Here is a 24960-nt window from a genome sequence, read left to right on the forward strand (position 1 = left end):
CTTTTGATTCCAATCAAAAGCTGTAATCAGGCCGCCAATTTTGGCGGCCTTTTTATTTACAAAAAGTAGGCAAAACTTTTATTAGGCTAATTATAGGTGCGCTTAATTGCAAGAATTAGTAAGTAATTTGAAGTATGTTACTAAATGATTAATTTTAGTGTTTGCCAATTTATTTAAAGAGTATTTATTTATTTTTACAATTCATTTTATCGATGATATTTTTCAAATCCTAATCAATACAAGTTGAACAATCACAAAAAAATATTTTTATCTGCTCCTCATATGGGAGGCAATGAGCAAAAGTATATCAAAGAAGCTTTTGATACCAATTGGGTTGCTCCAATTGGGAAAAACATAGATTTATTTGAAAGTAATTTAAAATCGTACTTAGGTAATAATGTACATGTAACTGCATTATCTTCTGGTACAGCGGCCATTCATTTGGGATTGATTCAACTCGGAGTGCAAGCGGGTGATGAAGTGATTTGTCAGTCATTAACATTTGTAGCATCAGCTAATCCTATTTTATATCTTAATGCCATACCCGTTTTTATAGATAGTGAATTAGATACTTGGAACCTTTGCCCGATTAGACTAGAAGAGGCAATTATTGATCGAATCAAACTCGGTAAAAAACCAAAAGCGATAATCACAGTCCATTTATATGGCAATCCATACAAAATAGAAGCCATACGATGTATTGCTGACAAATATGATATTCCAATATTGGAAGATGCGGCAGAAGCTTTAGGAAGTTCGTACAAGGGTCAAAAATGTGGCGTTTTTGGCGACCTGAGTGTTTTATCTTTTAATGGAAATAAAATCATTACTACTTCTGGTGGAGGAGCCTTAGTTTGTCATTCAGAGGAAATTAAGTCCAAAACTATTTTCCTAGCTTCACAATCTAAAGACAACGCCATTCATTATGAACATTCACAAATTGGTTATAATTATAGATTAAGTAATATTAGTGCGTCGATAGGTCGAGGTCAGATGGAAGTTTTAGAGCAGCACGTTTATTTAAGAAGGAAAATGCAGGCTTTTTATAAGCAATTGTTTGAGGATATTCCTGGTGTTTATGTGTATGAAGCCCCTAATAAAGATTATTTTTCGAATCATTGGTTGTCCGTAATAACAATAAATCCGGCTGAGACCAATGGAATAGATTGCAATGATTTGCGTTTGGCGTTTGAGGCTGAAAACATCGAGTCAAGACCGCTGTGGAAACCCTTGCATTTGCAACCACTACACAGAGATTCTCCTTATTATGGTAGTAATGTTGCCGAAAGTATCTTTACAAAAGGATTGTGCTTGCCTTCTGGATCAAATACTACCGAAGAAGACAAAGCAAGAATTAAGAATGTTGTCGAAAGTCTTTTTAAAACAAAAAAGAAAATTAAAATCAAGTCACTTTTCCCCAAAAGAGAACGATTATTTGAAGAGAGTATGCTCGTAAATTTTTTTTTGAAAAACAAAAGTTTAGAAACCAATTAAGTAAGTCGAAAGTTTAAAAGTCCTAAATTCAAAAGGAGCAACATTGAAAAAAGCAATTCAAAATTGAACTATTTACTTACTTCTCTTAACTTTAGAACATAATATTAGATAATAATTATTACTTAATTTATTTCGTAGGATAAATAGCATTACCAATGGCGCATTGTTACCTTCATATAAATTTCCTGAAATATAGTTTGTTATAGAAATGGGATTGACGTTAGCGAAGCTATTTTAATAAAAAGTCAAAAATGAGAATCAATATAAAATTAGTTGTTTTTACCTTAGCTCAAAATAACAGTTAATGTCTTTAAAAAAGGAAGCTCTCCGAGGATTTATATGGACTTATGCAGAGCAATCTGGTGGGCAAATAATCAATTTTTTTGTAAACATACTTTTAGCAAGGACATTATTCCCTGCTGATTTTGGGATTTTGGGATTGTTGTTTGTTTTCATAACAATAGCCAATGTGCTTGTCGATGGCGGAATGAAGATTTCTATAATCAGGAAAAAAGAGGTTACTGATAGGGATTATACATCCGTTTTTTTTGCAAACATTCTGATGAGTTGCGTGCTCTATACTATCATTTTCTTTTTAGCCCCGTATATTTCTGAATTTTACAAAAAACCAGAATTAGTATCCATAGTCCGGGTTTTTTCAATAACAATAGTACTTCAAGCCTTTGTTTTTGTTCAATCGGCTATTCTGACTAAAAATTTAAATTTCAGACAACAAAGCCTCATGAAAATCCCATCCATCATATTAAGCTCTGCGATAGGAATAATTTTGGCATTACTTCACTTTGGCGTTTGGAGTTTGGTTTGGATGTATCTAACACAAACTTTTTTTTGGGCACTTTTTCATTGGATTTTCAGTGATTGGAAACCAAAATTAGTGTTTGATAAATCACTTTTTAAATATCACTTTAATTTCGGCTATAAATTAACTTTAGTTGAAGTTTTAAATGCAATTATTTCTAATGCCTATCAAATAGTTATAGGCAAATATTATAATGTTTTAAACGTTGGTTATTACACACAATCACTGACATTGAGACAATTACCAATTTCAAATATTTATGGTCCTGCAAGCAAATTGTTTCTCCCCATTTTTTCTAAAATTCAAGATGACGAAGATCGAGTAGTAAGGACATACCAACAAATTATTTCCGTTTTGATAGTAGTAGTTGCCCCTATCCTAACTTTTCTTGCTGTTTTTTCTGAACAAATTATAGTTTTTCTTTATTCTGAAAAATGGAGAGTAGCCGCACCATTTTTATTTCATCTTGCAGTCGCAGGAATTTTTACTGTTGTGTGTAGTTTTAATTTAACAGTTTTAAATATAATTGGTGGTTCAAAATTGTTATTAAAAATAGAATTTATCAATAAAATACAAATTATTCTTTTTATTATAGCTACAATCTTTTTGGGTTTACCTATCAAATATTTGCTTTATACCATTTCAATCTCTGCTATTGTTAGTTACTTCATTGTTACTTTTTTTGCCACTAAGCATTTAAAAATTGATTTTTTGCAACAGTTATTTAGTTTTGTACGCTTACTTAGTATAGTAGTTATAGCCGTTTTTTTTGCGTATATACTTTTTACATTCTGTTTCCAATCTATTTTTTTACAGTTTGGAAATCTCCTCCTATCTATTGCGCTGGGATTGAGTTTATATGTTGGCTTGACCTTTCTTTTCAACAGATCCATTGTAAATAATTTGCTAGATTTATTGAAAAATGGAAACTAAAATCACACAGACGAACACAAATAGTCCACTTGACTGGATTGATAATTTAAGAGTTTTAGCAACAATTAGTGTTATCTTTTTACACGTCTCAGCATCTATAACAGCAAAATTTGGAACCATATCCTTTATTTCTTGGACGATTGGCAATGTTTACAATAGCTCCGTTCGCTTTTGTGTTCCAATATTTGTAATGATTACAGGGGCATTATTGCTACCAAGGGATTATGAAATTAGTGATTTTCTCAAAAAGAAAGTTGGAAGGATTGTATTACCTTTTGTTTTTTGGGGAAGTATTTACGTAGCATTTTTAGTTTTTGTTAAGGTATCAAAAGGATTTAAATTTACTTTTTTAAAAACTATTCAGTACCTATATGAGGTAATTCAAAATGGTATTTACCTTCATTTTTGGTATGTTTACATGATTATTGGACTCTATTTATTCATCCCAATACTAGGACGATGGGCTAGAAACTCAACTGAAAAAGAAATTTTATATTTTTTGATTCTTTGGTCTTGTATTGTTTGTTTCAACTACCCCATTTTTTCAAAATATAAAATCGATTTCAATTTGTCCTATTTTTCAGGATTTATGGGGTATCTTGTTTTGGGTTATTATTTGTCCCTAAAAAGTGATTTTGGAAAAGTAAATGCAAACACTGTGGCTATCATAATGATTGGATTAGGAATTAGCAGTACGATTGTAGGCACATCATTTGCTTCAATTAAAGCTGGTACTTTCGATAAAACATTTTATGAGTATTTAACCCCAAATGTACTACTACTTTCGAGTGGTGTGTTTGTCTTTTTTAAAAATCAGCGTGGAAAATACGATAGTTTCAAAAAACTTCGAATGAATATTAGTAAATATAGTTATGGTATCTATTTTGTTCACATACTAGTTTTAATGGTACTGAATAAAATTGGAATAAACGGAGCATTAATAAACCCGATAATTGGAGTTCCATTTACAACGCTAGTTTGCTTAATGATGTCTTTGGGAATTATTTATTCGTTAAATAAAATCCATTTCACAAGGAATCTTGCAGGATGAGGTATTAGTAATCGACAATTTATTTGAGTGTCAATTTTGATTTGTATTTATGAAAATTATTCGTTTAACTACTTTATTAGATTTTGGAGGTCAAGAAAGAAAGTACATTATATTTGTTGAAGATGGAAGTAAAGCACTTAAAAACGATTATTTTTTTGCTGCTTTAGGTCACGGTGGCTATGCTGAAAAATATATTTTAGAAAAAGGATTTCAGGTTAAAATTTTTGATTCAAAACCTCAAGTTAGTAATGTCAAAAACATTTGGTTGCTTTATAAATGGTTTAAAGCTATAAACCCAGACATTGTGCACACCGCAGCCGCTGAAGCTAATTTTCACGGAATTATTGCTGCTAAGTTGGCTGGAGTTAAGGTAATTATTGCAGAGGAAATAGGCTTACCTAAACATTCCAAGAAAGCTAAAATTATTTTCAAATATCTTTATAAGTTGACTAACAAAGTAATTTGTGTTTCAGAAGCGGTCAAAAATTTCCTTATAGACAGCCGCGAGATAAAAAACCAGAAAGGGATTGTAATCTATAATCCTGCAAGTGAACCAAAAACAACAAAGAGAGTACTTTCAAATGAATTTACAATTGTCACCGTAGGAAGATTGGAAATAGTAAAAAATCATCAACTTCTAATCCGAGCATTTTCGCAATTAAATGATTTATCTACAAAATTAATACTTGTCGGCGATGGCCGAGAGAGAGGGAATTTAGAACAGCTAATTGCAAGTTTACATCTAGAAAATCGAGTTACAATTACAGGTTTTGTCTCAAATCCTGAACACTTTTTAGCACAAGCACATCTTTTTGTTCTTCCTTCTCTGTCTGAAGGATTTGGAATTGCTGTAGTTGAGGCGATGTTGCAAGCGGTTCCTTGTCTCTGTTCTAATGTGGGAGGAATACCCGAGTTTATTAGTGAAAAAGAAACCGGTTGGTTATTTAATCCAAACCATGAGGAAGAATTAGTAACTAAAATTAATGGGCTTATCGCAACTCCATACGGCGACCTGCAAGTCATTGGAAACAAAGGTAAAAACTTTGTAAATAATCGGTTTACAAGCCAAAAATATAGATATAATTTAGAAAATCTTTACCAAGAATTATCGTGATTAGAATACTACATATTCAAGAAACTATGGGATCAGGTGGAGTGGAACGACTTCGCTTGTCCTTGAGTAAATTATTGGATAAAGAGAAATACCTTCTTAAAATTATTTGTACACATACTGGAGGAGGAATAAAAGAGGAAATAGAATCATTTGGGGTAGAAGTTATTGCAATTGGAAAGTTTAAAGGAATTTTTGATTATAAAAAGCATCGCGAGGTTCAAAAAACAATCAACACTTTCCAACCTCATATTATTCACGGAGCCGTTTTTGAAGGAGTTACTATGGCAGCAATAAATGGTTTTATCAAAAGAGTTCCTATCGTTATCATAGAAGAAACATCGGATCCTAAGAACAGGTCTTGGAGAGCAAATTTGTTAATGAGGTTTTTTGCGAAATTATCGGATGCAGTAGTAGGAGTTTCTCCAGCGGTTGTCCAATATCTAGAAAACACTTTGAAGTTACCGAAACACAAAATTATTTTAATAAATAATGGAGTAGTATTACCAAGAGATGTGAGCGCATTAGAAATAGCTAAACTTAAAGTGTCATTGGGAATTGCCCCAAATGATTTTGTTATAGGCTCCGTTGGCAGAATGATTTTAGATGAACACAAAAGATTTTCTGACTTAATTAAAGCATTTGCAATAGTATGCAAAACGCAAATAAATGCAAAATTAGTGTTGGTAGGTGCAGGACCTGAAATGGTGAAGTATAAGAAACTTTCAGAAGAGCTTACAATAAGTGATAAAGTTATTTTTACAGGATACCAATCGGATGTCGCTTTATACTATAGGATAATGAATATTTTTGTTTTAGCTTCTGCATATGAGGCTTTTGGACTGGTTTTAACCGAAGCGATGTTGTGTAAATTACCAATAGTCGCTACAAGAGTAGGAGGCATGAAATATATTGTTGACAATACTATTACTGGGTTTTTAGTACAGCCATTTGATATAAATGCAATAGCAGAAAAATTAAATGTTTTATGTTTTGATGAGGAATTAAGAACGAATTTAGGAAATATGGGATTTATAAAAGCAATGAATAATTATACCGAGCAACAATATGTAAATAATCTTCTTGACCTATATGAAAGATTATTACTGAAAAGTAATGTTATCTAAAAAGAAAGTGGTCCAATAAAATAAATACAAAAAAGATGATAGATACAATCTATACAGAGGAAAACGGAGAATATTTAAAAAATAATCCTACGTGGCATATTGAAGATTCTCCTTGGAAAGCAAAACAAATCTTGAAAATGCTGAGCCGTAATCCTATAAATCCAAAATCGATTGCAGAAATAGGTTGTGGCGCAGGCGAAATAGTAAATCAGTTGCATCAGGCAATGCCAAATGATGTAAGTTTTACAGGTTATGATATTTCAGGCGATGCCATAGGTTTAGCCAAACAAAGAGAAAAAGACAGGTTAACATTCGAACATTCTGATTTTTTGGAAAACAATTCAAAGTATGATTTATTACTGATGATGGATGTTTTTGAGCATGTTGAGGATTATTTGGGTTTCTTGAAACAATGTAAAAGTAAAGCGAAAAATACCATTTTTCATATTCCACTAGATATAACGATGATGAAAATTGGGAAGAATGGCCTAATTGCTAAGCGCAAATCGGTTGGTCATTTGCATTATTTCATGAAGGAAACCGCCTTAGCAACCTTAGTCGATTCTGGATATGAAATTATAGATTTCTTTTATACCGAGGAGTTTATTGACTTATCTGTAAGAAAAACAATTAAATCAAAAATGTTTTATGTTTTACATAAATCATTGTACAAAATTAATAAAGACCTAGCAGTAAGAATGTTTGGTGGAGTTTCACTATTGGTTCTGACAAAATAGATTATTAATCTTCAAAAAACTATTATTTATATTGAATCTTGTTTTAGTACTTTCGAAAAATAAAAAAATAATATGAAAATACTTTTATTGGTAAATCATTTCGCTGAGTTTGGAGGTATTCAACGGATGCTGAATCATAAAATTTTGGCATTTACAACACATGCTAATTGCGAAATTATTTTGGTTACGCGATTTCAGAACAATCGAGATTATTTGTATGAAAGTCATCAATTGACAAAAAAGTATGATTTAAAACTTGATGGTAATACGTCCTTTTTTGGAAACCAAGTTATTAAGTTTAGTTTTTATAAAAAGATAAGCAAAATTATAAAGGACGAAAAACCTGATGTTGTGATTACAACACTTACAAGTTTCTATTCGCTAATTTTGCCTTTTATACGTAAAAAAACAATTAAAATATTAGAATTTCACAGTACTGCAAGCACAATGAAAGCGGGCCGATGGAAATTCAAACGATTGCTTTACAAACTATATGATGCAGTTGTAGTTTTAAACAAAGACGAAAAAAACAATTATGATTTAAAGAATACCTTTGTGATACCCAATTTTGTTCATGCAGAAAATCTCATCACTTATCCTGAATTTAAGAAACGAAAACATACACTTATTGCAGCAGGAAGAATTGAACCTGTGAAACAATTTGATCATTTAATTTTAGCTTGGGCACAAATCAGTACCCAATATCCAGAATGGAAGTTAGAAATCTACGGTGATGGAAATGAAAAGAGTGCATTACAAAGTCTAATTCAAGAAAATCAGTTGTCAAACTCAGTACATTTGATGGGAAATACCAAAAATTTATTCCACATTATGAGAGAAGCATCCATTTATGGTATGACGTCATTGACCGATTGTTTTCCTATGGTATTATTAGAAGCCAAACAAGCAGGATTGCCCATTATATCTTATGATTGTCAGTATGGTCCAAAAAATATTATACACCACGATAGTGATGGATTTTTGATTGAGAAAGACAATATTAGTGCGTTTTCTAATGCTATAGAAAAATTAATATTGAATACCGACATCAGAGAAAATATGTCGATTAATTCGTTTAAAAATGCTGAAGAATTTTCATCTGGCAGCATCGTGAAGTTGTGGTTTAGTTTATTCACTCAATTAAAAGTTAATATTGGAGAATAAAAAAATATATTTGCCAGGACTAAACGGTATTAGAGCTATTGCCGCTATTGCAGTTGTTGCTTCTCATATAAATCATAGAAGTGTTGGTTTTGGTCTGCCCTCAATGCCATTACTCGATCTGGCAGGTTATGGCGTAACTATGTTTTTTGTTTTAAGTGGTTTTTTGATTACTTTTTTACTTTTAAAAGAAAAAAAAATGACCAATACCATTAATTATAAATTCTTTTTTATCCGTAGAGCATTAAGAATATGGCCATTGTATTTTTTGTATTTGCTAATTTTGGTGCTGATTTTTGGAATCGAAAGCTTTAGAGGTACATTGATCTATTATGTTTTCTTTATGCCCAACTTTGTAAATCTAGTGGTTGCCGAATACGGTGTTGTTCCTGTTTCTAAGGTTTTATCTGAAAAAATAGGTCACTATTGGTCGTTAGGAGTTGAAGAGCAATTTTACATTTTTTGGCCAGTAGTAATTAAGTTTTTAAATAAATATCTGTTTGCATTTTTACTTTTCTTCCCAATCGTGTTTCTTCTTTTTAAAATTGCGCTAAAAGTGTTTAATTTTCCACTCGAAATTCAAGCCTTCTTCCATTACAGTCGATTCGGATGTCTTGCAATTGGGGGAATCGGCGCTTATTTGTATTGCAACCATATAGAAAGGTTAAAATACTTTAATTCTATTTTGTTGCAAATAATATGTTGGTCGATTATGGTTTTTATTGCATCCAATAATTTTTATATTTATGGAATTGTTAATCACGAAATTGTCGCAATAATTACAGTAGTATTAATTTTTAACCAAATACATAATCCCAAAACCATAATTAAGTTGGAAAATGCTTTTTTTGATTTCTTAGGTAAAATTTCTTTCGGTTTGTACATTTACAATCCGCTAGTTATATTCTTTATGCAAAAAATCTTAAATAATGTAGCCGTCAATATTGTACTTAAAATGGTGCTGGTGTACAGTACGGTATTTTCCACATTAATTTTAATTTCCTATGTATCGTTCCGTTATTATGAAAATTATTTTTTAAAATTTAAGAAAAATTTTATCAAAATAAAAAGTTTTTCAAACACTAAATCGTTCAAAAGTGTCAGTTAAAGTACTCTTCATCAGTTGGGACAGTCCACATACTAGTTATATGGAAGGCTTGTTTATGCCAATTTTTAGCGAAGTACAAAATCAATCGAAGTACGTTTTTCATGTGATACAATTCACTTGGGCGAAGCCCGAAAAAATTAGGTCAATACAAAAAGCAGCTGGAGAACTCCATATTTTTTATACTCCACGAGCCATAAATAGAACGCTAGTCCCAATTTTAGGAAACCTGTTCACGCTTTATAAAGGTATTGGGTTTTTAAAAAAATACATCACAGAAAACAATATTGATATTGTAATGCCCAGAAGTACGATGCCAGCTTTTATGATAAATCGAATTCCAAAAGGCAAATTTAAAGTGGTTTTTGATGCTGATGGTTTGCCTCTAGAAGAGCGAGTAGATTTTTCAGGATTATCGCGCGAAAGCAGACAGTATCAGTCTTTAAAAAAAGAAGAAAATAAAATGCTACAAGTAGCCGATGGTGTTTTGACACGTTCGCACGAAGCAATAAAAATTCATTTAGAAACAGTAGAATATAAAAAACCGGAAAAGTTTTCGGTAGTGCTCAACGGACGAAATACTGATTTTTTTAAACCAAATGCATTGGAAAGAGAGAATAAAAGAAAAGAGTTGAAAATTTCAGATCAAACCAAAGTTTTTGTCTATTGCGGTTCATTAGGACCGCAATATGGCTGGGACGAAATGATAACAATTTTAAGAAACTATCGCCACAAAAATCCGAATGCGCTTTTTTTGATTTTAACCGGAAATGTAGCGTTTGCCAATATAAGAATTCCAATTGACTTGAAAGAAAACATTATTGTAAAAACAGTTCCTTTTGCAGAAATTCCACAGTATCTCTCCGCTGCCGATGTAGCTTTTGCCATAAGAGAACCCAAATTTAGTATGAAAGGTGTAGCTCCAATAAAGCTTGGTGAATACCTCCTTATGGGAATTCCTGCCATTGCTTCAATAGGAATTGGTGATACTGAGCAAATCCTAAACGGCATACCCAATTGTTTTATATATGATCACCAAGATCCTAAACGTATTGCAGCAGCGGTTGCGTTTGTTGATGATTTAGGAGAAACTAATTTTGAAGAAATACGAAAGTTCGCAATGCCTTATTTTTCGATTGCGAAAGGTGCGGATAGTTATTGTAATGCTTTAGCTAAACTAAAATGAAAGTACTTTATCTAACCAAATATAGCCGAAATGGTGCTAGTAGTCGGTTGCGGAGCTACCAATACTTCCCTTTTTTGGAAGCTAAGGGAATCTCAATTACGGTTAGCCCTTTTTTTGATGAAAACTACTTAATTGATTTATATGCTGGAAAACCAATAGCCAAATCCAAGCTATTGCAGTTTTACATGCAGCGATTTTTCAGGTTATTTTCAATCTATAAATACGATCGAATTGTTATCGAGAAAGAGTTGCTTCCCTATTTTTTCAGTTGGTTTGAAAAACTATTATTTCTTTTTAATGTCAAATATATTGTCGATTATGATGATGCGATTTTTCACAATTATGATTTAAGTTCCAATAAAGCAATCTTGTTTTTATTTAAAAATAAGATTAATAATGTGATGAAATACAGTAATTGCGTACTAGCTGGAAATAGTTATTTGGCAGAAAGAGCGAGATTTTCTGGTGCCAAAAAAGTAGTTGTGCTTCCAACAGTTATTGATATCAATGTTTACAAACCCAAAATCAATTATAGTAGTTCCACAATTGTAATCGGTTGGATTGGGTCGCCATCTACTTTTAAATATGTGCAAAAGTACGCTGCTGTTTTTTCGAAAATATTGGAGATAGACAATGTCGAATTACATATTATTGGCGCAACCGAAGATTTAGGATTGGGAAATAAAGTGAAATACTTGAAATGGTTAGAAGAAACCGAAGTAGAATTAATTTCTAATTTTGATATAGGAATTATGCCTTTAGAAAACAATCTTTGGGAAAGAGGAAAATGTGCCTACAAAATAATTCAATATATGGGCTGTGGCATCCCAGTAGTTGCCTCAGCAGTAGGCATGAACAAAGAAGTTGTGGAGGATGAAATAAATGGTTTTTTGGTGGAAACAGAACAACAATGGGTGGATAGATTGAGCCAATTGATATTTGATATTGACTTGAGAAAAAGAATGGGTGAAAAGGGCAGAATCAAAGTAGCATCAGAGTTTAGTATTCAACAAAAGCTAGATGTTTTAGTATCAATTTTGACTAATGAATAGAAACGCAAAAAGGCAATACTTCGATATTTTTGAACTATTAACACCAACTATTGCAATTGTGCTAATGGTTTTTGCCATTAGTGCTTCCTTCTATTGTACATTTATACCTTTAAACGGACTTGTATTGGGGCACATTTGGTTTTAAAAAAAAAGAAATGCATCCCATTAAATCAATATTAGTAAAATAACTATGGATTATTTTGTTTTAGCATTAATTTTTATCTTAGGGTATTTATTCATTCAAAGTTTTAGCAAAAAACTTTCGGAGGAGAATATGATCACGCTAAAAAAATTATTTATTTTTCATATTTTATTTGGAACTTACTTTTGTTTTTTCGTCCAAGGCGACGCGATTGGTTATTGGAAACAAGCGAAATTTATGACTTACACGGATTTCATCTACTCCTTAACACAAGATCAAGGTACTTATTTTATTTATGCCTTAAATTATTATCCCTCTAATATTTTAGATTTATCGTATTTCACGGGAACTATGCTATATAGTTTAATTGGTTTTATCGGCTTAGCTTATTTTTACATTATAGCAGTAGAATTGATTCCAAATAACCCAGAATTCAAAGGATATTATTTATTCCCGCTCTTGTTTTTTCTGCCTAATTTGCATTTTTGGAGTTGTGCAGTGGGCAAGGATGCTTTATTGTTTTTTTGCATCGCAATTTTCACGTACGGATTAATGCTTCCTTCTAAGAGGTTTGTACTTATTATTTTAGGGTTAGTACTGGCTTATTTTATTAGACCCCACATTACTTTGTTTATGTTGCTCGGTTTTGGAATGGCCTATTTTTCGGGAAAGAATATTTCGTTACCGCAACGAGTTTTATTTTTTGGAGTAATGATTGGCATTGCGATTACAATTTTGCCCCTGGTAATGCAATTTGCAAAAGTTGAAGAGGCTTCTGTCGACGGTTTTAGTAGGTTTTCTGAAACAAAGGCGTCTTTGCTTAGTACTTCATCATCAGCCTCAGCCATCGATATTTCGAATTACCCACTTCCTTTTAAAATTTTTTCTTTTTTATATAGGCCCTTCTTTTTTGATATCAATGGTATTCCAGCTGTTTTGGCCTCACTGGAAAATTTAGTTTTATTAATTTTAACTGCGCATATATTAATAAACAAGCCGCTACAATCTTTTCGAAATGCGCCTTTTGTCATTCAGGGCATGGTATACTTTTTAATTATTGGTACACTTGCCTTTTCCCAAACATTAGGAAATATCGGTATAATGATTCGGATGCGAAATATGTTTTTGCCAGGATTACTTATTTATATTTTTTGGCATTTCTCCTACTGGCAATCTCAAGAATCGGAAACCTAATTCTTATTTATTTCTTAACAATTTAGACTATTTACCCCTCTAAAAACCCTTCTTACTTTAAATTATTGTAAAGTTTTTTAATTGATTTTACATACATCAAATTTTGCTTTAATTTTATCTTATGAAAAGTTATTACTACTTTTTATTAGATAAAATTAATAATTTTCTTTTTGGTTTTGTTCAATATAGTAAAGAAAAAATCGCCTATTTATTGGTATGAAAATAATTGAAAATAAATTAATCCGAATCACAACAGTGCCTCTTTCATTAGATAAATTGTTATCGGGTCAATTGAAGTATATGAATGATTTTTTTGAAGTAATAGCGGTGTCTTCAGAAAATGAATATCTAAAGGAAATTGGGGTCAAAGAAGGTGTTAATACCTTTCGTATTGAAATGTCTAGAAAAATCACCCCAATAAAAGACCTCATTGCGTTGGTAAAATTATTTTTGTTTCTAAAAAAAGAAAAGCCACTAATTGTTCATTCGCACACACCAAAAGCTGGACTACTAGCAATGATAGCGTCAAAATGCGCGGGAGTTCCCATAAGATTGCATACTGTTGCTGGATTACCGCTGATAGAAACCAAAGGGGTAAAACGTAGGGTGCTAGAAAATATTGAAAAAGTCACCTATGCTTGTGCCACCAAGGTATACCCAAACTCAAAGGGATTGTATGATTTTATTTTGGCTAATAATTTTGCTAAATACACAAAATTGAAAGTTATTCGAAATGGAAGTTCAAATGGCATTAATACAAAACAATTTTCTGCAGAACAAGTGACAAAATCACAAAAACAAAATTTGAGGACTACATTAGGAATTCAAGCTGATGATTTTGTTTTTGTTTTTGTTGGGCGTCTTGTAGGAGATAAGGGAATTAATGAATTGGTGCAAGCTTTTAAAAATATTATTCAGCAAAATTTGCAAGTGAAATTGCTCCTTGTAGGAATGTTAGAAAGTGATTTGGATCCACTTGAAAAGAGTACAAAAGCGGAAATAGACAACAATAAAAACATTCTTTTTGCAGGGTATCAAAATGACATAAAGCCCTATTTGGCAGTTAGTAAAGCTTTAGTTCTAGCCAGTTATAGAGAGGGATTCCCTAACGTTGTACTGCAAGCTGCAGCTATGGGTTTACCAGCAATTGTAACAGATATTAATGGGTGCAACGAAATAATTGTAGAAGGAAAAAACGGAATTATTATTCCTGTTAAAAATAGCAAAGCAATTGAAACTGCAGTTTTAAAAATGGTGCAACAAAAAGATTTTTTCGCTGTACTTCAAACTAATGCAAGACAAATGATAACCTCACGATATGAACAAGAAGCAATGTGGGAAGCTATTTTAGATGAATACAATCAAGCGGTGTTTGCTTTGACAAACCCAGAAATAGAATATGTATAATAAGTGGGTCAAACCTTTTTTGGATTTTATTTTTGCTTTAGTCGGGATTATTGTGGCGAGTCCAATACTTGGTTTAGTGCTATTTTTTTTGTTTTTTTTCAATAATGGGAGCATTTTTTTTTTGCAACAACGTCCAGGAATTGGTGGTCAAATTTTTACAATTATAAAGTTCAAAACGATGAACAATAAAAAAGATAGTGTGGGTAATTTATTGCCAGATGCTGAAAGATTAACCACAATAGGCAAGTGGATTCGGAAGACCTCAATTGATGAACTCCCGCAATTAGTAAATGTGCTAAAAGGCGAAATGAGTATTGTAGGACCAAGACCGCTCTTGCCAGAATATTTAGATTTATATACTGATTTTCAAAAAAGAAGGCATGAGGTTAAACCAGGGATAACAGGTTGGTCACAAATAAATGGTAGAAATGCAATTGACTGGGAAACAAAGTTCAAATATGATGTTTGGTATGTAGAGCACCAATCATTTCGTTTAGATTTTCAAATAATTTGTAATACCCTATTAAAAGTAGTTATAGCTAAAAATATTAATTCTACAAACAACGCAACAATTGAACGATTTAATGGAAAATAAAAAACTATTGATTTTTGGTGCAAGTGGACATGGTAAAGTAATTGCTGAGTTAGCTGCCAATAATGGTTCTAGAATTGCAGCGATGATTGATGATGCGCCTAAAACTGCTAGTTTTGGACTAATACCTATTATTCATACAATATCGATTCTAAAACCGCAGCACGATGTTGCCTTGATTGTAGCGATAGGAAATAATAGTATCAGAAAAAAAATAAGCTTGAAATTTAGTGAATATAATTTTTTTACCGTTGTACATAAGAATGCGATTGTATCTCCCTCAGTCTCTTTAGGATTGGGAACCGTTGTAATGCTTCAAGCCATTATTAATGCAGATGCAAAAATAGGAAACCACGTGATTATAAATACAGGAGCATTAATAGAACACGACTGCATTATTGAAGATTTTGTACATATTTCACCAAATGTAACTTTATCTGGTAACGTTAGCGTTGGTCAAGGGTCGCATATAGGTTCAGGAGCTATTATAATTCCGGGAGTAAAAATTGGTAAGTGGTGCACTATTGGTGCTGGTACTGTGGTTATAAGCGATATTCCAGATGGAGCAACAGCAATTGGTAATCCAGCGAAAATCATCAAGTTTAACAGTGATTTCAAAACATTGTCAACAAATGAAAAAGTTTTAAAAACCAAAAAAGTAATTCAAATCAATAGCGAGTACTTAAAGCTTAATTCTTATCAATAATACTATTTTTATTGTATACTAAGAATGAAAAATGGGCTAGTTAATTATCTTCATTGAACGAATAATTATTGATAATGTCAATAGGGTTAAGAAAAAATCAAAAGTACATAAGACCTTTGTTCTTCAATATGGGAATAAGTCAGCTATTTTCCGAAGTATTGAAGTATTTCTTTATTTTAGATTTAAAAGATTTTTTTACCATTGAGTCATTTTCATAGCCGTAACCGTAACCATAATTATAGGAATAACTATACCCGTATCCTTTATTTTGTCCTACATTATTTAAAATAATGCCCATGTTTTTAATGGTGTTTAATTTCTTTAAATTGGCTATAAACTTAAATAATTTTTTCTCAGTAAAATTAGCGCGAGTAACATAAAGAACGGTGTCTGCTAGATGCGTAATTAATGTGGTATCTGCTACTAATAATGTTGGGGCGGTATCTACAATGATATAATCATAGTCATTTTTAATTTCATTCAATAACAATTCAAATCGACCATTTGATAATAATTCAGCTGGATTTGGTGGAATGGTACCCGAAAAAATGATATCAAAATCTAAATTGGTATCCTTTAAATGTTTTGCTTTTATGTCCTCAACTTTTACAGTGGTGTCATATAAAAAATTGGTAATTCCTTTTAGATTTGGCCGCTCTAAATCTAATTTTCGATGCAATTGCGGATTCCTTAAATCGGCACCAATCAAAATTACTTTTTTACCAAGTGTAGAAAGTGTGATTGCTAAATTCAAAGAAACAAATGTTTTTCCCTCTCCTTTTATAGTTGAAGTCACAAATAAAATCGAAGCTCCATCTGTTTTTGGATTGATGTAATTTATATTATTTCGAAGAATTCTAAAAGATTCTGATAATATCGAACGATCCAAAAACTGAATCGTCTTATTCTCTTTTTCTATAAAAGGAATTTCTGCAATTACAGGAACATCGGGTAGTAAAAAATCTATGTCTTCCTTGCTGTTTATTTTAGTATCAAATAAATAATAAACATAAATAATGATGATGGGCAATAACACGCCCAATAACAATGCTGCAATAAAAATTATATTACGTTCTGGAGCTATCGGTAAAGTCGAAAAAATAGCATAATCTACAACTTTGATGGACGGATTTGTTATCGCTAGATTTATCGCAGCCTCTTCTCTTTTTTGCAACAATAATATATAGAGCGATTCTTTTATGGATTGTTGCCTTTGAATAGAGTGCATTCCTTTTTCATTGAAAGGAACTGTACTGTATCTTTGTTTTTCTGAATCACTTATGTTGCTCAATGCTTTCTTGTTAAATGCTAGTACATTTTGATACCCAAGAATAGAAGACCTAAGATTGTTTTTTATTTGTAAAGCAAGTGCCGTTGCTTCTTGAACCAACGGGTTCGATTCTCCTCCACCTGAAAGTAGTAGTTTATTTCGTTTTAAAACTTGCTCATTGTAATTAGCCACTAATCCATTGACTTCACCGTTTTCAATGCCAATATTAGAAGGCAACAATTCTAATCCTTTGTTTTTATTCAAAGCATCTATCATCAACTTAGCTAAAACAATTTGTGTATTGGCAGACAACACTTTCGATTTAGATTCATAGCTATTTTGCATCAGTACAGAAGCGTCGGACTCGATATAACTAAATTCTTTTTCCTTTTTAAAATTAGCTTTTGATGTTTCAATAGAATCTAATTCGCCAAAAAGAACTTTAAATCTTTCATCAACAAATTCGATAGTCTTTTTAGAAACTAGTTGCCTGTCTTGAATTCCATCTTGATTGAAAACGGTTATTAATGTGTTGACAATATCACTAATTTTTTCCTGATTATATCCATTCAATGTCAGACTCAAAATGTCGCTTTGTTTCACTACATAATCAATAACAATGCTATTAGATATTGACTGCACGACACTTTTTTTGGTTTTCAGAATGATTTGATATTCATTTCCATTAGCGTGCTTTAGAAAATCTTTGTTTTTTAAAATAAGTTTGCAAGGAATACTAGTATCGAAATTAGTTTCGCCAAAATTATATTCTTTTGTATTTCCTTTAATTTGATAGCCATTTGCTTGAAGAACAATTTGAAAAGAAGCTTGCTGTTTCACCAGAGAATCCATTTCTTGTGCCCAAATAACCTTAAATGGTGCATTTTTCCATAGTTCTACAGATTTAATTCTTCCAACACCGTAGATCTCAGTAGAAAGATTCAAACTATCCACTACAGCACCTATTATTCGGAAAGACTTCATAATTACTATTTCATTCCCTTTGCTGATTTCATTATTTCCGAAAATTGAAATATTATCGGTGGGTAATTTAAATGCGGTATTGGTGTTGTCTAAAATTTTAATTTTAGCGGTGGTTTGATACACATCACTAGCATATCTCAAATAAAAAAAACTAATAATAATTGCAATGCAGGCCGACAACAGAATCCATTTCCAATAGTACAAGTATTTTAGTATTTCTTGTGTGAAATTGAAGTTATTTTTTTTGCTTTCCAATGGATAAATTTATTTTGTTAATAATAAAATTGTTGTAATTGCAATGGAAGCTATTGCTAATAAATTTGTCAAACTCGGTACATAGCCTGATGAGGCCACTTTAGGTCCATTTGGATTGACATAAATAACATCATTGGGTCTAATATAATAATAAGGAGAATCAAACCATTCTTTTGAAGTCAAATCAATAGTCTTATAGGTTCTTTTATTATTTTCTTCTCTAATGATGAGAACATCTTTTCTTTTACCGTTTATCGTCAAATCACCGGCATAACCCAAGGCCTGAAGAATACTTATGTTTTGTTCGTTGTAAGTAAAAGTGCCCGGATTCTTGACTTCTCCTAAGACAGTAAACTTTGCATTAGTCAATCGCACAGTAACCGTAGGATTTGCAAGATGCTTTCCATCAATAATTTTTTTGACTAGATACTGCTCTAATTCGAGTAAAGTCAAATCCTGAACGTTTATTTTTCCTAAAATTGGTAGTGTAATTGTACCATCTAACGCAACTAAATAGCCATTCATGGCAGCAGAATTGGACTGATTTAAATTGTACATTGAAGCTAAATCTGGTGAACCCGAAGATATTATGATGCTCAAAATATCATTTGCCTGGATTTTACCTTGACTAAAAACAGTGTTATTTTGCTCGTTTACTTTGATATCGCTGAAATATAATATATCTTTTTTGGAAGCACAAGAGCTTACAATTAAAATTCCTATCACGAATAAGATACTTTTTTGAAATTTAATCATTGTATTTAACCTGTCTTTATATATTGTTTTCATTCAAAATCAAAATTAGGTAATCTCTACTATTCAGAAAAACTTTTAATTATTTTACATAAAAAATAGTAGTATTTTTAAAGAGTTATCACGCGCGGATGTTGAATTCATTTTTTTTTAGCAAATGAATAAAAAATTTGGCTTGCGAGCCATCATAACCTTTTTATTGTACTTAAAAAGAGGTTTTACCTTCAAAAAAATAAGTAAGCCATTTTCATAGAAATGATAATAATAATGTTTGTATTAATTAAAACAATCAAGATGCAATTATTTGCTTTAAAATGTGTTTATCCAAACGAGTATTCTTCGACATATTTGTTTTTTCAACTGCCAGCTTTTTTATGTACAAGGGATAAAAGGGAGAATATAAACGGTGAAAATCTATTTTAAATTTTGGCTTCCTGAGAATTCCATACTCAACATCATTCAAAGACAAAACAAATCGAGAAATTTTGATTCTTTTTATTTTTAAAATATTTTTTGGTGGTATTTGCTCTTTTAACATAATTAGGAGGTAGGCATTATAAATGCCTTCCCAAAAAATCACTTTTAATTCATCGGTATTTATTTTGTTTGCTAAACCACCAATCGTTACGAAATACAATTCTTGCCTTAAGGATGAAGTATCTTCGCCCAATTTTGCCTTTTCCAAAATGCGATCTGATAGATTGATATAATAGTTCAAAATTTTAAATTTTATAGGTTTAATTTTTAAAAATGGGTTCGGGGAGACCTACATAATTTTAATGCATTGTATATAATTTTTTCTGCAAATATTCAATTTTAATTTATTTTTAATCAAGACGCAGTGTTAATTCTTGTAACGCCAAATTAAATTTTAGTTAACATAACCCGTTGATGGTAATTATTTGAATTAAAACACAGTCGATAAATATTGGTCAAGACTTTGATATTCAGCGTCTTGAATTTATGGAACAGCAACATTGCTGGCAAATATAATAAAAAAAATTATTTCAGAGTTTTAAAAGGCTTTAAGTTGTTATATAATTGTTTCAAACACAGAAATTAGAGACAAAAAGAAGTTAAAATATATGATTTAGTTGTAGTTGCATTTGGCTTCTGAATAGATGTCTACGCATACTGAAAATTCATTTTTTAATCCATTATAAAACGGAGAAATTCCTAATTTGATTGAGGAAGTCAGTATAGAAAATGGAAAAAGGTTAAATCACTTTACTATGTAAAAAAGTTATATTTATGCAATATTCTCTAGTCCGTCTGGAAACGGTCTGTAAGCATAATAATGTAAAACTTCTTCGATCGCTATTTTTAAAGCTTCGTTTATAGGAAGCATCGTTGTGGCAAGTCGGTAATCAATTTGAGACAATTGCATATAATAATCGGTAAAAATGGGTACGTAAAGTCCTTTTCTAATGGCTTCTTCGGTGTTGTTGAAGTTTTCCAACTGATCTTCTTTTATGATTTTGCAGGTCGCCAATCGGAGTTCGCCATATTTGTCTCTACTGGCGGCATAACCAAAAAGTCGGCAAATTAATCCACGATAGCGATAGTTGCTGCAGCTTCCGTTGAATTCTTCTAATAGTGCCAGTGGTCTATAAATATGACAAGTTGAAATCGAAGAATTGTCTAATTCTAATAAAACTTCTTCGGCTTTGCCATTCAAAAACAAATGAAAAGCCCAAGGCAAAAATTCTAGAGGTGATGCGTCAATGTCGGGTTTAGAGCAGCATTTACCACAACCAGTAAGACAATGTAAACTAGTTTCGGATTTGAAAGCAGTAACTTCTTTTTCCAGGCGGTTGAATAATTCTTCCACCAGCCGAACCTTTTGTTCAATCGCCATTTTTTTCGGTAAGGTAGTCTATTAATAACGGTTAATGGTATTAAATAGATTTACTTGCAATTAAAGCTATTTTTAGTTAATATTACTTTTCAAAAAACAATAAACTATGGCATTTTTAAAAAGTATAAATAAAAAATCTAAATCATTTCTTAATTCTGGATTTGGAACAAATTCTGGTAGTTACGGTGGTCGCTTTATAAATAAAGATGGATCGGCAAATGTTGAAAAGCAAGGAATGAATTTCTTTAGTCGCATAAGTTGGTTTCATACTATGATTGAAATGTCAACCTCAAAATTTATGCTGATACTATTTTGTTTTTATGTCGCTATAAATTTTGTATTTGCACTAATTTATTTTGCAATAGGAATTGAACATTTAAACGGAATAAATTCTTCTTCGTCAGCATGGGTTCAATTTGGACAAGCTTATTTTTTTAGTGCACAAACTTTTACCACTGTGGGTTATGGGCATATCAGTCCTTCTGGATTTTTAACAAGTGCGATTTCAGCTGCCGAAGCATTAATTGGCTTGTTGAGTTTTGCGATAGCTACAGGTTTATTCTTTGGTAGATTTAGTATGCCAGTGGCGTTTTTGAAATTTTCACATAATGCTATTATCGCTCCTTATGGCGATAAAACAGCTTTGATGATTCGAATGACGCCTTATAAAAACACTAATTTTACTGATGCTGAAGCAAAAATCACTTTAGGAATTAATGTTGACGATAAGGGAAAATTAATCAATAAGTTTTATCCTTTAGAACTTGAGCTTGATAAAGTCAATGCTTTGACCTTAAGTTGGACTTTAGTTCATCCAATAACCGAAGAAAGTCCTTTATTTCAATTTGACAAAGAAAAATTTGACAACATTACAGGTGAGATACTGGTATTTGTAAAAACCTTTGACGATATGTTTAGTACAGTTGTGGCAACGAGAACTTCTTATACTTTCAAAGAGGTTGTTTATGGTGCTAAATTCAAACCTATGTTTACTCGAAGTAGTGATAATAAGAAAACTGTTCTTAATTTGGATATGTTAGATGAGTTCGAAGAAATAAATTTTTAGTGGTATCATTGTAAAAATAAATAATTATGCTCTCAAATTAGGCTATTATTTGTTTCTTTTATTTTTGACGTATACATTTCAATAGTCCAAATGCAGATACAATAGTCCAACATCCTTCCAAGATTATAAATGGCAAATACTTCATTAAAACCGAAGCTAGGCAAGCTAATCCCGCTCCAAAAAAATTCATTTGCAAATAAACCAAACTGTCTTTTTCTAGTTTGTTATTTAAATTTAAAAAATAAGCTATTAATAAAATGGCTACTCCAATAAAACCAATTATATCCGTATTTGTCATTTTTTTTTTGGGGTTAAAATTTTTCAAAATTTATATGCTTGCAATTTAGATCATCTAACTCATATTTTGTAATGCATTTCTATATTGTTTGGATATAAATTTTTATTTTTTTTACATTGACTAATTATTTTTATACCTTTGTTTAATAAATATCAAAAAATGATAAACAACACGTATAACGTTAAGACTGTTTTTAGTATCAAAGATCTTGAAAACTTATCGGGAATAAAGGCGCATACTATTCGGATTTGGGAAAAGCGATACAACGTTCTTAAGCCAATGCGTTCTGAAACTAATATAAGAAATTATGATTTGCAAAGTTTACAAAAATTACTAAATGTAGTTTTGTTAAATGATTACGGCTATAAAATTTCAAGAATTGCAGAACATTCATCAGAAAATATTGAGCTTCTTGTCAGGGAAATAATAACTGAGAAAAGCACAAAAAACCACGCCATCAACGCGTTTAAAATGGCTATGGTTAATTTCGATCAGGCTTTATTTTTTAATACGTATAACAGTTTACTATCCGAAAAAAGTTTTCGTGAGGTTTTTTATGAAGTTGTAATTCCGTTGATGCAAGAAATTGGTTTGTTGTGGCAAGCTGGTACTATTTCTCCAGCTCAAGAGCATTTTCTAACTTTTTTGATAAAACAAAAGTTGTTTTTGAATATTGAAAAACTTCAAGTTAATGACCCAACTAGAACTGATAAAGTTTTCGTTCTTTATCTTCCCGAAAATGAAATCCACGAACTTGGTTTGATGTACTTAAATTATGAGATGTTAAGTAAGGGTTACAAAACAATTTATTTAGGAGAAAGCGTTCCTGTTGACAGTTTGATGGTAATGAATGAGTATTTTGATAATATTGTTTATGTTTCTTATTTGACGGTTGAGCCAACTAAAGATGCAGTAAATGATTATATGGATGAAATTACTACCAAAATACTTAATTCAAATTCACAAGTTTGGTTACTAGGCAGAATGGTACAATTTATCGACACAAAAAGAATCTCGGACCAAATTTTAGTTTTTAATTCTATTTCTGATGCAGTGAACGTATTATAAATTAGTGTTAATACTTTTATTTCTGTTTTATTTACAAATACCTTTGTTAAACAAATGAAAAAAACAATTACAATTATTGGATCTGGTTTTTCATCGTTAGCCGCTTCTTGTTATTTGGCTAAAGACGGTTTCGATGTTACCATTCTCGAAAAAAACTTGACTGTTGGCGGAAGAGCCAGACAGCTTAATAAAAACGGATTTACTTTTGATATAGGTCCAACTTGGTATTGGATGCCCGATGTTTTTGAGAAATTCTTCGCTGATTTTGGTAAAAAGCCAGCCGATTATTATCATCTTGACAAGCTGAATCCCGCTTATGAAGTTTTTTTCGGTGATTTAGATTCAATAAAAATCCCTGACAATATCCCTGATATCTTTAAAGTTTTTGAAAATGAAGAAGAGGGAAGTTCCATACATTTAGAATCATTTCTTGACAACGCCCAGCACAATTATGATGTGGCCATAAAAGACCTAGTTTACCGACCTGGAATATCCATAACGGAACTAATTACACCTGTAACAATCAAGAAAGCAAATCAATTTTTTAGTACAATTAGGACTGCTGTTCGAAAAAAAATAAAGAATAATCGCCTTCAACAAATAATGGAATTTCCCGTCCTTTTTCTTGGAGCAAAGCCATCTAACACGCCAGCTTTTTATAGTTTTATGAATTATGCTGATTTCGGTTTAGGCACTTGGCATCCTAAAGGAGGAATGTACGAAGTGGTAAAAGCGATGCATCTTTTGGCGGTTGAATTGGGTGTGAAAGTTAAAACAAACCAGAATGTTGAAAAAATAAATGTTAACGAAGGCGTTGTTAAAAGTGTAGTTTCAAATGGAGAAACTATATATTCTGACGTGGTTTTAAGCGGAGCCGATTATCATCATACCGAAACCTTATTGGATAAAAAATACAGAGGATATTCTGAAAACTATTGGGATTCTAAAATATTTGCTCCATCTTCGCTCTTATTTTATGTTGGCTTTGACAAAAGAATAAAAAATGTTTCACATCATACGTTGTTTTTTGATACCGAGTTTGATGTGCACGCCAAAGACATTTATGATGATCCAAAATGGCCTGAAAAGCCATTATTTTATGCTAGTTTTCCAAGTATAACAGATGAGAGCGTCGCCCCAGAAGGAAAAGAAGCTGGTATTTTTTTAATTCCAATCGCTCCAGGAATTGAAGATTCTCCCGAAATAAGAGATAAATATTTTAAAAATATTATAGAAAGATTTGAAACGCTGACTCAACAAAAAGTAATGGATAGTATTATTTTTAAAGAAAGTTTTTGTGTGACCGATTTCATTGAAGATTACAATTCATACAAAGGTAATGCGTACGGCTTGGCCAATATCCTTACTCAAACCGCTTTTTTAAGACCGAAGATTATAAGCAAAAAAGTAAAAAATTTATTTTTCACGGGACAATTGACTGTTCCAGGACCGGGCGTTCCGCCTTCTATAATTTCGGGAAAAATAGTTTCAGATTTGATTAAAAAAAGTTTTGAAAAAAATTAGTCAATGCTAAGTTGATTTTATATTTTTGAAGATGAATTTTTAGATCTCCTTTACTTTTAATATAGC

At 31.6% G+C, this 24960-nt stretch carries 22 protein-coding genes; 17 read left to right on the forward strand and 5 right to left on the reverse strand.

Features of this window, described 5'->3' with window-relative positions:
• The first annotated feature begins 282 nt into the window (after nucleotides 1–282).
• From RMO83_RS06080 to RMO83_RS06145, 14 genes are all read left to right on the forward strand, one after another.
• Nucleotides 283–1494: a DegT/DnrJ/EryC1/StrS family aminotransferase gene (locus RMO83_RS06080; protein ID WP_310558820.1), complete on the forward strand. Its 1212-nt coding sequence runs from the start codon at nucleotides 283–285 to the stop codon at nucleotides 1492–1494.
• Nucleotides 1495–1798: 304 nt separating this feature from the next.
• Nucleotides 1799–3247, forward strand: a complete 1449-nt coding sequence (locus tag RMO83_RS06085; protein ID WP_310558779.1) for a lipopolysaccharide biosynthesis protein — start codon at nucleotides 1799–1801, stop codon at nucleotides 3245–3247.
• The gene (locus tag RMO83_RS06090) at nucleotides 3237–4298 is read left to right on the forward strand and encodes an acyltransferase family protein (protein WP_310558780.1); all 1062 of its coding nucleotides are present in this window, start codon (nucleotides 3237–3239) and stop codon (nucleotides 4296–4298) included. Before RMO83_RS06085 ends, RMO83_RS06090 begins: the two co-directional genes overlap by 11 nt.
• A gap of 49 nt (nucleotides 4299–4347) precedes the next feature.
• Entirely contained in the window at nucleotides 4348–5412 is a 1065-nt protein-coding gene (locus tag RMO83_RS06095) for a glycosyltransferase (RefSeq protein WP_310558781.1), read from the forward strand.
• Nucleotides 5409–6536, forward strand: a complete 1128-nt coding sequence (locus tag RMO83_RS06100) for a glycosyltransferase (protein WP_310558782.1) — start codon at nucleotides 5409–5411, stop codon at nucleotides 6534–6536. Before RMO83_RS06095 ends, RMO83_RS06100 begins: the two co-directional genes overlap by 4 nt.
• A 35-nt stretch (nucleotides 6537–6571) precedes the next feature.
• Complete coding sequence (locus RMO83_RS06105) at nucleotides 6572–7273, forward strand: class I SAM-dependent methyltransferase (RefSeq protein WP_310558783.1); 702 nt, start codon at nucleotides 6572–6574, stop codon at nucleotides 7271–7273.
• 72 nt (nucleotides 7274–7345) lie between these two features.
• Nucleotides 7346–8437 (forward strand): glycosyltransferase family 4 protein, encoded by a 1092-nt coding sequence (locus RMO83_RS06110; RefSeq protein WP_310558784.1) that lies wholly within the window; start codon nucleotides 7346–7348, stop codon nucleotides 8435–8437.
• Complete coding sequence (locus RMO83_RS06115) at nucleotides 8427–9542, forward strand: acyltransferase (protein ID WP_310558785.1); 1116 nt, start codon at nucleotides 8427–8429, stop codon at nucleotides 9540–9542. Before RMO83_RS06110 ends, RMO83_RS06115 begins: the two co-directional genes overlap by 11 nt.
• On the forward strand, nucleotides 9532–10725 hold the full coding sequence (locus tag RMO83_RS06120; protein WP_310558786.1) for a glycosyltransferase: 1194 nt from the start codon (nucleotides 9532–9534) through the stop codon (nucleotides 10723–10725). The genes RMO83_RS06115 and RMO83_RS06120 overlap by 11 nt, the downstream gene beginning before the upstream one ends.
• The gene (locus RMO83_RS06125; RefSeq protein WP_310558787.1) at nucleotides 10722–11777 is read left to right on the forward strand and encodes a glycosyltransferase family 4 protein; all 1056 of its coding nucleotides are present in this window, start codon (nucleotides 10722–10724) and stop codon (nucleotides 11775–11777) included. The genes RMO83_RS06120 and RMO83_RS06125 overlap by 4 nt, the downstream gene beginning before the upstream one ends.
• A gap of 190 nt (nucleotides 11778–11967) precedes the next feature.
• Nucleotides 11968–13113 (forward strand): hypothetical protein, encoded by a 1146-nt coding sequence (locus RMO83_RS06130; protein WP_310558788.1) that lies wholly within the window; start codon nucleotides 11968–11970, stop codon nucleotides 13111–13113.
• Nucleotides 13114–13329: 216 nt separating this feature from the next.
• A complete protein-coding gene (locus RMO83_RS06135) occupies nucleotides 13330–14520 on the forward strand; it encodes a glycosyltransferase family 4 protein (protein WP_310558789.1) in 1191 nt (396 codons plus the stop codon).
• Nucleotides 14513–15115 (forward strand): sugar transferase, encoded by a 603-nt coding sequence (locus RMO83_RS06140; RefSeq protein WP_310558790.1) that lies wholly within the window; start codon nucleotides 14513–14515, stop codon nucleotides 15113–15115. Before RMO83_RS06135 ends, RMO83_RS06140 begins: the two co-directional genes overlap by 8 nt.
• Nucleotides 15105–15818 (forward strand): acetyltransferase, encoded by a 714-nt coding sequence (locus tag RMO83_RS06145; protein ID WP_310558791.1) that lies wholly within the window; start codon nucleotides 15105–15107, stop codon nucleotides 15816–15818. The genes RMO83_RS06140 and RMO83_RS06145 overlap by 11 nt, the downstream gene beginning before the upstream one ends.
• A gap of 139 nt (nucleotides 15819–15957) precedes the next feature.
• Here the strand turns inward: RMO83_RS06145 and RMO83_RS06150 are convergent, their stop codons facing one another.
• From RMO83_RS06150 to RMO83_RS06165, 4 genes are all read right to left on the reverse strand, one after another.
• A complete protein-coding gene (locus RMO83_RS06150) occupies nucleotides 15958–18327 on the reverse strand; it encodes a polysaccharide biosynthesis tyrosine autokinase (protein WP_310558792.1) in 2370 nt (789 codons plus the stop codon).
• 9 nt (nucleotides 18328–18336) lie between these two features.
• Nucleotides 18337–19116: a polysaccharide biosynthesis/export family protein gene (locus tag RMO83_RS06155; RefSeq protein ID WP_310558793.1), complete on the reverse strand. Its 780-nt coding sequence runs from the start codon at nucleotides 19114–19116 to the stop codon at nucleotides 18337–18339.
• Between the two features lie 253 nt (nucleotides 19117–19369).
• Nucleotides 19370–19798 (reverse strand): hypothetical protein, encoded by a 429-nt coding sequence (locus tag RMO83_RS06160; RefSeq protein WP_310558794.1) that lies wholly within the window; start codon nucleotides 19796–19798, stop codon nucleotides 19370–19372.
• 531 nt (nucleotides 19799–20329) lie between these two features.
• Complete coding sequence (locus RMO83_RS06165; RefSeq protein ID WP_310558795.1) at nucleotides 20330–20938, reverse strand: YkgJ family cysteine cluster protein; 609 nt, start codon at nucleotides 20936–20938, stop codon at nucleotides 20330–20332.
• Between the two features lie 106 nt (nucleotides 20939–21044).
• Between RMO83_RS06165 and RMO83_RS06170 the strand changes: the two genes are divergently transcribed.
• Nucleotides 21045–22004 carry an ion channel gene (locus RMO83_RS06170; RefSeq protein WP_310558796.1) on the forward strand — a complete coding sequence of 320 codons (960 nt, stop codon included), beginning with the start codon at nucleotides 21045–21047 and terminating at the stop codon, nucleotides 22002–22004.
• Nucleotides 22005–22062: 58 nt separating this feature from the next.
• Here the strand turns inward: RMO83_RS06170 and RMO83_RS06175 are convergent, their stop codons facing one another.
• Complete coding sequence (locus tag RMO83_RS06175) at nucleotides 22063–22302, reverse strand: CBU_0592 family membrane protein (protein ID WP_310558797.1); 240 nt, start codon at nucleotides 22300–22302, stop codon at nucleotides 22063–22065.
• Between the two features lie 159 nt (nucleotides 22303–22461).
• Between RMO83_RS06175 and RMO83_RS06180 the strand changes: the two genes are divergently transcribed.
• Entirely contained in the window at nucleotides 22462–23370 is a 909-nt protein-coding gene (locus RMO83_RS06180; RefSeq protein ID WP_310558798.1) for a MerR family transcriptional regulator, read from the forward strand.
• A 54-nt stretch (nucleotides 23371–23424) separates the two neighbouring features.
• Nucleotides 23425–24894, forward strand: a complete 1470-nt coding sequence (locus RMO83_RS06185; protein ID WP_310558799.1) for a phytoene desaturase family protein — start codon at nucleotides 23425–23427, stop codon at nucleotides 24892–24894.
• Nucleotides 24895–24960: the final 66 nt, after the last annotated feature.

The sequence above is a fragment of the Flavobacterium sp. genome (assembly GCF_031423415.1).
In the GTDB taxonomy this organism is placed as follows: Bacteria; Bacteroidota; Bacteroidia; order Flavobacteriales; family Flavobacteriaceae; genus Flavobacterium.

Coding starts and splice junctions, on each gene's coding strand:
- RMO83_RS06080 (WP_310558820.1), top strand. CDS start 283: ATGGGAGGCAATGAGCAAAAGTATATCAAAGAAGCTTTTGATACCAAT.
- RMO83_RS06085 (WP_310558779.1), top strand. CDS start 1,799: ATGTCTTTAAAAAAGGAAGCTCTCCGAGGATTTATATGGACTTATGCA.
- RMO83_RS06090 (WP_310558780.1), top strand. CDS start 3,237: ATGGAAACTAAAATCACACAGACGAACACAAATAGTCCACTTGACTGG.
- RMO83_RS06095 (WP_310558781.1), top strand. CDS start 4,348: ATGAAAATTATTCGTTTAACTACTTTATTAGATTTTGGAGGTCAAGAA.
- RMO83_RS06105 (WP_310558783.1), top strand. CDS start 6,572: ATGATAGATACAATCTATACAGAGGAAAACGGAGAATATTTAAAAAAT.
- RMO83_RS06110 (WP_310558784.1), top strand. CDS start 7,346: ATGAAAATACTTTTATTGGTAAATCATTTCGCTGAGTTTGGAGGTATT.
- RMO83_RS06125 (WP_310558787.1), top strand. CDS start 10,722: ATGAAAGTACTTTATCTAACCAAATATAGCCGAAATGGTGCTAGTAGT.
- RMO83_RS06130 (WP_310558788.1), top strand. CDS start 11,968: ATGGATTATTTTGTTTTAGCATTAATTTTTATCTTAGGGTATTTATTC.
- RMO83_RS06135 (WP_310558789.1), top strand. CDS start 13,330: ATGAAAATAATTGAAAATAAATTAATCCGAATCACAACAGTGCCTCTT.
- RMO83_RS06140 (WP_310558790.1), top strand. CDS start 14,513: ATGTATAATAAGTGGGTCAAACCTTTTTTGGATTTTATTTTTGCTTTA.
- RMO83_RS06145 (WP_310558791.1), top strand. CDS start 15,105: ATGGAAAATAAAAAACTATTGATTTTTGGTGCAAGTGGACATGGTAAA.
- RMO83_RS06155 (WP_310558793.1), bottom strand. CDS start 19,116: ATGAAAACAATATATAAAGACAGGTTAAATACAATGATTAAATTTCAA.
- RMO83_RS06165 (WP_310558795.1), bottom strand. CDS start 20,938: ATGGCGATTGAACAAAAGGTTCGGCTGGTGGAAGAATTATTCAACCGC.
- RMO83_RS06170 (WP_310558796.1), top strand. CDS start 21,045: ATGGCATTTTTAAAAAGTATAAATAAAAAATCTAAATCATTTCTTAAT.
- RMO83_RS06175 (WP_310558797.1), bottom strand. CDS start 22,302: ATGACAAATACGGATATAATTGGTTTTATTGGAGTAGCCATTTTATTA.
- RMO83_RS06180 (WP_310558798.1), top strand. CDS start 22,462: ATGATAAACAACACGTATAACGTTAAGACTGTTTTTAGTATCAAAGAT.
- RMO83_RS06185 (WP_310558799.1), top strand. CDS start 23,425: ATGAAAAAAACAATTACAATTATTGGATCTGGTTTTTCATCGTTAGCC.